This is a genomic window from Rhodococcus sp. P4_F3_2, assembly GCF_056401335.1.
Genome location: NZ_JBFUJN010000069.1, coordinates 1 through 9,446 on the forward strand (window position 1 = coordinate 1; position 9,446 = coordinate 9,446).

The 9,446-nt window shown below is 60.5% G+C and carries 2 protein-coding genes; both read left to right on the forward strand.

The window, feature by feature from the left end; genetic code table 11:
• Positions 1-4,327, forward strand: a 4,327-nt coding sequence (locus AC1DWA_RS32425; RefSeq protein ID WP_477917541.1) for an amino acid adenylation domain-containing protein, incomplete at its 5' end; no start/stop codon positions are given.
• A 273-nt stretch (positions 4,328-4,600) separates the two neighbouring features.
• Positions 4,601-9,446 (forward strand): amino acid adenylation domain-containing protein (locus AC1DWA_RS32430; RefSeq protein ID WP_477917543.1); only part of this gene is annotated, 4,846 nt, incomplete at its 3' end.

A 9,446-nucleotide genomic window follows, 5' to 3' on the forward strand; every position in this document is an offset into this window, starting at 1 on the left:
GCAGGCTCGTAATCCGTTGTTCCAGGTGATGCTGTCGTTCCAGAACATGGAGCAGTCGGTGCTTCGACTTGGCGATCTGACAGTTGCGGGAATCGACGCCAACACGGTGGCGGCCAAGTTCGATCTGCAGTTGACCATGGTCGAGCAGTTTGACGAGGCGGGCGCACCAGCGGGGATGGCGGCGCAGTTCACGTACGCGACGGATCTGTTCGACGAGTCGACGGTGGCAGGCTTTGCCGGCAGGTTCGGGCGCATCCTTGCTGAGATCACTGTTGATCCGTCAGTTCGGTTGGGTGATATCGACGTACTTACCGCTGCTGAGCGCAGCAACCTTCTCAGCTGGTCCACTGGTGGGCGCACAGCGTTGGCAGGCGCCTCCCTGACTGCGATGTTCGACGAACAGGTTGGGCAGACCCCTGATTCTCTTGCCGTCGAGTGCGATGGCGAGGCGCTGACCTACGGGCAACTCGACGCCTACGCAAACGTGGTGGCCGAGCGATTGACGGCGGCCGGCGTCGGTCCGGATGACGTCGTCGCGTTGATCGTGCCGAGGTCGGTCGAGTGGGTCGTAGGTATGTTGGCGGCGTGGAAGGCGGGTGCTGCGTACGGGCCGATCGATCCGTCGTACCCACAGGATCGGATCGAAGCGATAATTGCCGACACTGGCGCCCGATGTGCGGTGAGTACGACGACTCTCGATCTGGCGGTGGACGTCATCGTCCTCGACAGCATCATTCGCGATTCGCCGATTGTGGAGGGGCCGACGGATCGATGGCGTGAGCTCGGTGCGGGCGACCGCTTGGGGTATGTCATTTCGACATCCGGTTCGACTGGTCGTCCGAAGCCGACGTTGGTGCCGATGGCGGGCATCGAGAATACGGTGGCCTGGTATCGCAGCGAGTTGCCCGAAACTGGTGGTCTTTTGATCGCGTCTTCACCCAGTTTCGACCTGACGCAGAAGAACGTCTGGGCAGCGCTGAGCAGCGGTCGGACCGCAGTGCTTGCCTCAGACGGTTTCGATCCGGATGCGATCGTCGCTCGCGTCGGGCACGGTGACGTCGCAGTGGCGAACATGTCGCCGAGCGCATTCGAAGCCGTGGTGGATTCCGATGAGGAGTCTGCTCTGAGCGTTCTCGATGTTGTGTTCCTTGGAGGCGAGTCGATCCGGCTCAATCGTCTTGGCAGTTTGTTGTCAGGCGGAGTACGCCTGGTGAACAGTTACGGCCCGACGGAAGCGTCGGACGTGGTCTCGTTCCACGCAGTGACTGCGCATGACACCGTCAGCGTTCCGATCGGTGCACCGGTGCCGAACATGGATCTGTTCGTTCTGGATCGGTCGTTGGGTATGGTGCCGCCGGGCGTGATCGGCGAGTTGTATGTCGGTGGTGTCGGTGTCGGTCGCGGATACGGAAACCGAGCAGCGTTGACGGCGGAGCGTTTCGTCGCCAACCCCTTTGCGGGCGGGGAAAGGGGCGCCTCAGATGGCGGCAGCAGGTTGTATCGAACCGGCGACCTCGTCAGGTGGAACGGTCGGGGCGAGCTCGAGTACATCGGCCGATCGGATTTCCAGGTCAAACTGCGGGGGCAGCGTATCGAACTCGGCGAGATCGAATCTGCTCTGATCTCGCACGAGGCGGTTTCAGATGCGGTGGTCGTCCTGCACAGCGATGCGACGTTCGGCGACAGCCTGGTCGGGTATGTCGTGGGAACTGCAGTAGATGCGTCCGAAGTTCTGGAGTCTGCCCGGGCCGTGCTTCCGACGTACATGGTGCCCTCGAAGGTTCTTGTCCTCGACGAGCTTCCTCTCAATGCTTCGGGCAAATTGGATCGAAAGGCTCTCCCGTCACCGGTATTCGAGGCAGCAGAGTTTCGGGCGCCGGTCACAGCGGTGCAGGAAATTGTTGCGTCGGTGTTCGGAGATGTGTTGGGCGCGGAGCGGGTCGGTCTGGATGACGATTTCTTTGCGCTGGGTGGTAATTCGTTGATCGCTACCAGGTTGGCAGCAAGATTGGGACAGGCGCTCGATGCGCAGGTCCCGGTGCGCGTGCTGTTCGAGAACTCGACAGTGGAAGGTTTGGCTGCAGTAGCGCAAAAGACCGCAGGTTCCGGTGCGAGGATGGAGTTGGAGGCGCGGGAACGTCCAGAACGTCTTCCTCTGTCCTTGGCCCAGCAGCGAATGTGGTTGGTAAACCAGATGGATCCCGGTTCTGCGGCATACAACATTCCGTTGGCTCTGCGATTGACAGGGAACTTGGATGTCGCGGCTTTGCGCCAGGCTCTTCACGACGTTTTGGTTCGACATGAGTCGCTCCGGACCAGTTACCCGAGTGACATCGAAGGGCCGGTTCAGAAAATCGTCGCGATCGACGAACTCCTTTCGCCTCTCGAAACGATTCAGGTGGACGACGAGGCCGCGGCGTTCAATCGCGTCGTGGAGTTGGTGACGACCGGATTCGACGTAGCTCAGGAAGTACCTGTACGCACTGGGTTGCTCGAGTTGGGGCCGGCAGACTTCATATTCGTCTTGGTCGCTCATCACATCGCCGCTGACGGTGAATCGATGGGACCTCTGGCCCGAGACATGATGGTCGCCTATGAGGCCCGCATGCGCGGTACCGCGCCGTCGTGGACGCCGTTGACTGTTCAGTACGCGGACTTCGCGATCTGGCAGCGCGAAGTGCTCGGTAGCGTCGACGAGATCGGCTCGCAGGCTGCACAGCAACTCGACTTCTGGCGCCGGACGTTGAACGGTGTGTCGTCGACGCCCGGATTGCCTTCCGACCGTCAGCGACCCGCGCAGATGTCTGCMAAGGCCGGTGTCTCGGAGTTCTCCGTCAGTGCGGACACGGCGACGCGGCTCAACGAGATTGCGCGCGAACACAACGCCACATTGTTCATGGTTGTGCATGCCGCGCTTGCAGTTCTCATCTCACGGTTGAGCGGAAGCCGAGATTTCGCGATCGGAACAGTTGTAGCCGGGCGAGGTGAGCAGCAACTGGACGACATAGTCGGAATGTTCGTCAACACGCTCGCACTCAGGACCGCTCCGGACCTCGGAGCAGGATTCGGCGAATTGGTCTCGCTGGTTCGAAATGTCGATCTCGAGGCATTTGCGAACGGCGACATACCGTTCGAGGAAGTTACCGGCGCGTTGTCGGCGTCAGCGAACGAGCTTTTCCAGGTTGCACTGTCGGTCGAACCGATGGCAGGAGCCGAGTTCAGTCTGCCGGATCTGAAGATCTCGGCAGTCGAGGGTGTGGAGGCGACTGCGAAGTTCGACCTCCAACTCAATCTCAGTTCTGATCCGATCACAGGAGGACTGATTGGCCATTTGGTTTTCGCCGCCGATCTTTTCGACCAAGCGACCGCCGACGCACATGTCGAGCGATTCGTACGCGTTCTCGATCGGGTGTCCTCGGATCCTTCACGTCCGATCGGTGACATCGAACTGCTCACCGACTCCGAACGAGCAGAAGTCCTCGGCTCCGTGGACACAACGCCACCCCCGGCCGTTGGCGCTTCGACGGGCCGACTCGTGCCACAGCGATTGGCGAACTCCGTTGAGGCTGATCCTGACGCCGTAGCAGTCGTGTGCGATGAAGAGGAAGTGACATACCACGAGGTCGATGCACGATCATCTCGCCTTGCGCGCCACCTCATCAGTCTTGGGATCGGCCCGGGTGACGCAGTTGCGATGACAGGGCTGCGTGGCATCGAACTGGTAGTGGCGATCTGGGCGCTGTCCAAAGCAGGCGCGGCAGTACTCGTGGGAACTACAACAGGAGCAGCGCGTACGCCTGGAAGAGGAACAAACCCGAGTGTGGCCTTGACGCTGACTTCGGGCAGTGCAGATTCTGATGTCGCGCTGGATACGATCCTCGACCTGAACGAGTCCGGGGTTGTCGAATTGGTGGCGTCGTATTCGAGTCGTTCCGTGAACTACACGGATCGGCTTCGTCCGCTGAGTGGGGACGACGTCGCGGTCGTGGTTACCGGATCACACTCTGACCAGATCACCCATGGAGAGCTCGCAGCGAAGTTGGATGCTATGTCGCAAAAGCACGACGTCGACTACGAATCGCGTTTGATGTACTTCGGTCCCGACGACGATGAAACATCGGTTCTGACGATTCTGCTTGGCGGGGCGGTCGGTGGCGTCGTACTTCTTTCCTCGGAAGAGGCGAAGGACGCAGAGGTACACGAGCTCCTTGAAGAGGAGTGGGTTTCGCACGCGGTTGGTCCGACAGACGTCTTCACAGATGTCGTCGAAGGAGGTCTGCCTGATCTACGCCTGGCCTGTGATCCCGCGACGTGGACTCTGAGCTGACGCCGCCGTTCAGGAAGTCGATGGACTCCCATATCCCGAACAGTCCGATGATGTCCACTCCGCGACAGCTGTAACAATGGTTCGGTGTGTCCGATCAACTATTGGGGCTTTACCGGGACGTCGAACGCGATTTGCCCAGGTCAAGGGTAGAACCTCGGAAGTGATCGGATTCCTGCGAATACTGATCGAACTGCAGTACCAAAGCGAAGGTGAAATTGTCTTGACGCAGCACGTGTTCCTCCAGCATGCCGTTCGAGTGCAGGTCGTGACCGCATGAGCTCCGATGGTGTGACGCCAGGGACGTCGGTAGCTCGCAAGGCACGTCGAGAGCGTCCGGCACGCGGCCGTCGTGCCAGCACATCGTTGCTTCCGCAACTGCTGGCGGCGGCCGTCGAGCTGGGGCCCGAGCGGGAGGCGTTGCGGTTCGAAGGACGTTCGCTGTCATACGCAGAGTTGGACGAGCAATCGTCTCGTTTGGCGAGATTGTTGATCGCCGGCGGCATGGGGCCAGAGGATCGGGTTGCAATTTCGATACCGCGGTCCATCGAGTCCGTTCTGGCACTGTGGGCAGTCGCCAAGTCCGGCGCCGCCTTCGTCCCGGTTGATCCGAACTATCCAGCCGATCGCGTGGCCTACATGATCAGCGATTCTGGAGTTTCGGTCGGGTTGACCACTGAGGGTGCACGCGCCGGGTTAACTGACTCGGTCGGGTGGATCTCGATCGATGCTTCGGACACTGTCGAGTCGTTGGCCGCTGTCTCCGGCGCGCCAGTGACGTATGACGAGCGGGTAAGAACACTGCGTGAGCAGCACGCCGCGTACGTCATCTACACATCCGGCTCCACAGGGCGACCCAAGGGTGTTGTTGTTTCGCATTCGGGGCTAGCCGTCCTGCAGCGAGAGCAAATTCGCATGCTGTCGCTCGACGGCAATTCACGGGTTTTGCACTTCACGACTCCAAGCTTCGACGTATCGATCTTCGAACTACTCGAGACGATCGGAGCAGGCGCCGTCATGGTGATTGCCCCATCGAGCATCTACGGTGGGCCCGAGCTAGCCGAGCTGATCAAGACAGAGCGAGTGACGCATGTCGGCGCTACTCCTTCGGTGCTCGCATCGGTGGATCCATCTGGACTCGACGATGTTGCTGTCGTCGTGGTCGCGGGTGAGGCGTGTCCGCCAGAGTTGGTCGCGAAGTGGGCGCCCGGACGCCACTTTTTCAACGCGTACGGCCCGACCGAGATGACGATCGTCACGAACATGACGGAACTCGGCGCGGGTGATCCCGTCACGATCGGTGGTCCGATTCGTGGTGCAGCGTCTTTGGTATTGGATGCTCGCTTGCAGCCTGTACCGACGGGGACTACGGGTGAGCTCTATCTTGCAGGGCCGCAGGTTGCGCGCGGATACCACAATTTGGCAGGAATGACGGCCGATCGATTCATCGCGAATCCCTTTGGGGCCCAGGGTGAACGAATGTACCGCACGGGGGACGTGGTGCGGTGGACGGAAAGTGCTGCCGGCGATCGTAGCGTCGAATACGTCGGACGGTCCGATTCCCAGGTCAAGATCCGTGGCTTCCGCATCGAGTTGACTGAAATTGACGCGGTCATCGCACTCGACGAACGGGTCGAGTTTGTGACAACTCTCGGGCGAGTGTTGCCCAGCGGTGAAACGGCTCTAATCTCTTATGTGCTTCCTGCAGTTGGAGCCGTGTTGTCCGGGGATGACGTCCTGGCAGTGGTCAAGACGGATCTTCCCCGTCACATGATTCCGGCGGCTGTCGTTGTCATCGACGAGATCCCCTTGACGCCGGTAGGAAAGCTGGATTCGGCAGCACTTCCTGATCCCGTATTCGAGGCCCGAGAGTTTGTAGCGCCATCCTCCGCTGGTGAGGTCCTGGTCGCGCGCGTATTCGAAGAACTCTTGGGGGTGGACCGAGTCGGCGCTGACGACGACTTCTTCGAACTCGGCGGCAACTCGTTGATTGCTGCGCAATTGGCCGGGCGTCTCAGTGCGGCTTTCGATGTGCGGGTTCAGGTCAAAACGCTGTTCGAGTACTCGACAGTCTCCGGACTTGCATCTGTTCTGTCAGATTCAGCGGGGCATGTGCGAATTGCCTTGGCCCCTCGCTCTCGTCCGGAGCGGATACCTCTTTCCCTTGCACAGTCGCGGATGTGGTTCTTGTCGAGATTCGACTCTGTGTCTGGTGTGAACAACATTCCGATCGTGTTGCGGTTGTCCGGTGCCGTCGATGTTTCGGCACTGTCCGCAGCGCTGTCGGATGTTGTTGCGCGGCACGAGGTGTTGCGGACCGTCTACCCGGAATTCGAGGGCATCGGGTTCCAACAAGTACTTCCGGTGGACGAATTCGTGGGAACTGTATTGCCCGAAACTGTCGACGCGGCCGACTTGCTCGGTGTGCTGACGCCAGTGGTGGCAGAGGGGTTCGATGTCACGGTCGAGGTGCCATTGCGGGTTCGTTTGTTCCAGACGGGCTCGTCGGAGTTTGTATTGGCGTTGGTGATTCACCATATTGCTGCTGATGGCGTGTCGTTGGGGCCATTGGTGCGTGATGTGTCGGTGGCGTACGTGGCGCGTGCGGGTGGTCAGGTTCCGCAGTGGGCGCCGCTGGCGGTGCAGTACGCGGACTTCGCGTTGTGGCAGCGTGAGGTGTTGGGGTCCGAGGGCGATCCGTCGTCGTTGATGTCCGAGCAGTTGGGGTATTGGACGTCGGTGTTGGCGGGGTTGCCGGAGCGGATCGAGCTGCCGGCGGATCGCCCGCGGCCGTTGGTGGCATCCAATCAGGGGGCGAGTTACCAGTTTTCGATAGACGCGCGGTTACATCGAGCGCTCGAGCAGTTGGCGCTTGATCGTAATGTGTCGTTGTTCATGGTGGTGCATGCGGCGTTGGCGGTGTTGTTGGCGCGGCTGAGCGGTAGTGACGACGTTGTGGTGGGCTCTCCGATCGCAGGGCGGGGTGAGCCGGAGCTGGACGATCTGATCGGTATGTTCGTCAATACGTTGGTGTTGCGGACCGAGGTGGATTCTTCGGAGTCTTTCTCGGCGTTGTTGGGTCGGGTTCGTGAGGTCGATCTCGGGGCGTTCGGCAACGAGGACGTGCCGTTCGAGCGTTTGGTGGAAGTGCTTGATCCGGCGCGGTCGCAGGCCCATCATCCGTTGTTCCAGGTTGCGTTGTTCTTTCAGAACATGGCGCAGGATGTCGTGGAGTTGCCGGGACTGTCGATTGCCGGTTTCGACGCCGGTGTCGAGATCGCGAAGTTTGATCTGCAGTTGACGGTGACGCCGTTGGAGGAGGACGGCGTCGGTGTGGGGATGCCGATGTCGTTGACGTATGCGACGGATCTGTTCGACGCGTCGACAGTTGTTTCGTTTGCGGAGCGGTTGGTGCGTGTTCTGGAAGCGATGGTGGCGGAGCCTGATTCGGTTGTCGGGGATGTGGAGTTGCTCGGTGAGGACGAGCGTTCGCAGGTGTTGGTGACGGTCAATGACACTGTTCACGAGTTGACTGACGACGCTTTGTTGCTCGACGGGTTTGTTGCGCAGGTGGCGGCGACGCCGGGTGCGGTGGCGGTGATGTTCCAGGGACAGTCTCTGTCGTATGCGGAGTTCGGGTCTCGGGTGAACCGTCTTGCACGGTATCTGATTTCGGTGGGTGTGGGGCCGGAGTCGTTGGTGGCGTTGGCGATGCGCCGGTCGGTTGACCTTGTGGTTGGTATGTATGCAGTGGTTGCTGCGGGTGGGGCGTATGTGCCGTTGGATCCGGATCATCCGGTCGAGCGCAATGGTCATATTCTCGAGACCGCGGCACCGGTCTGTGTGTTGTCCACTGCTGGTGACGGTGTGGTGTTGCCGGGTGAATTCGATGTGGTCTTGATCGACGAGCTGGATGTGTCCGGATTCTCGGATGCGCCTGTTTCTGATGTGGATCGTGTTGCGCCGTTGCGTGTTTCGAATGCTGCGTATGTGATTTTCACGTCGGGGTCGACGGGGAAGCCGAAGGGTGTGGCGGTTTCGCATGCGGCGATCGTCAATCAGATGGCGTGGATGCAGGGGCAGTATGTTCTGACCGGGTCGGATGTGTATCTGCAGAAGACTGCGACGACGTTCGATGTGTCTTTGTGGGGGTTCTTCCTGCCGTTGGCGGTGGGTGCTCGGTTGGTGGTGGCCACTCATGACGGTCATCGGGATCCGGGGTATTTGGCGTCGGTGATCGCTGATCAGCGTGTGACGGTGACGGACTTCGTGCCGACGATGCTGTCGGTGTTCGCGGGGGAAGTCTCTGCCAGCCAGTTGGATTCGCTGCGTGATGTGTTCGTCATCGGCGAGGCGTTGCCGGCGCAGACGGTGCGCGATTTCGGTGTTGTTTCAAGCGCGCGGGTTCACAACTTGTATGGTCCGACCGAGGCCGCGGTGTCGATCACGTTCGCGGATGTGACGGATGCTGTCCACGGTGGTGTGGCTTCTATTGGTGTGCCGCAGTGGAATTCGCAGGTTTTCGTCTTGGATTCGCGATTGCGTCCGGTGCCGGCGGGTGTTGCGGGTGAGTTGTATCTTGCGGGTGATCAGTTGGCTCGTGGGTATGTTTCTCGTCCGGATTTGTCGGCGGATCGCTTCGTGGCGAACCCGTTCACTCATGGCAGTGTCGGCGATCGGATGTACCGCACGGGGGACTTGGTGCGGTGGGGCTGGTCGGGGGAGCTCGAGTACATCGGGCGCACCGATTTCCAGGTGAAGTTCCGGGGTCAGCGGATCGAGTTGGGGGAGATCGAGTCGGCCCTGGTGGCCGATGTGTCGGTGTCGGTGTCGTCGGTGGCGGTGGTGTCGACCAAGACCGGTGATCAGTTGGTGGGGTATGTGGTGCCGACGTCGGGAGCGGTGGTTGATGTTGCGGCGCTTGTGGATTCGTTGGGGTCGGTGTTGCCGTCGTATATGGTGCCGTCGCAGATCATGGTGTTGGATGCGTTCCCGCTGAATGCTTCGGGGAAGTTGGATCGGAAGCTGTTGCCGAAGCCGGTGTTCGAGGCTGCGGCGTTCCGGGCTCCGGTGACTCCGGTGGAGGAGTCGGTTGCCTCGGTTTTCGCCGAGGTGTTGGGTG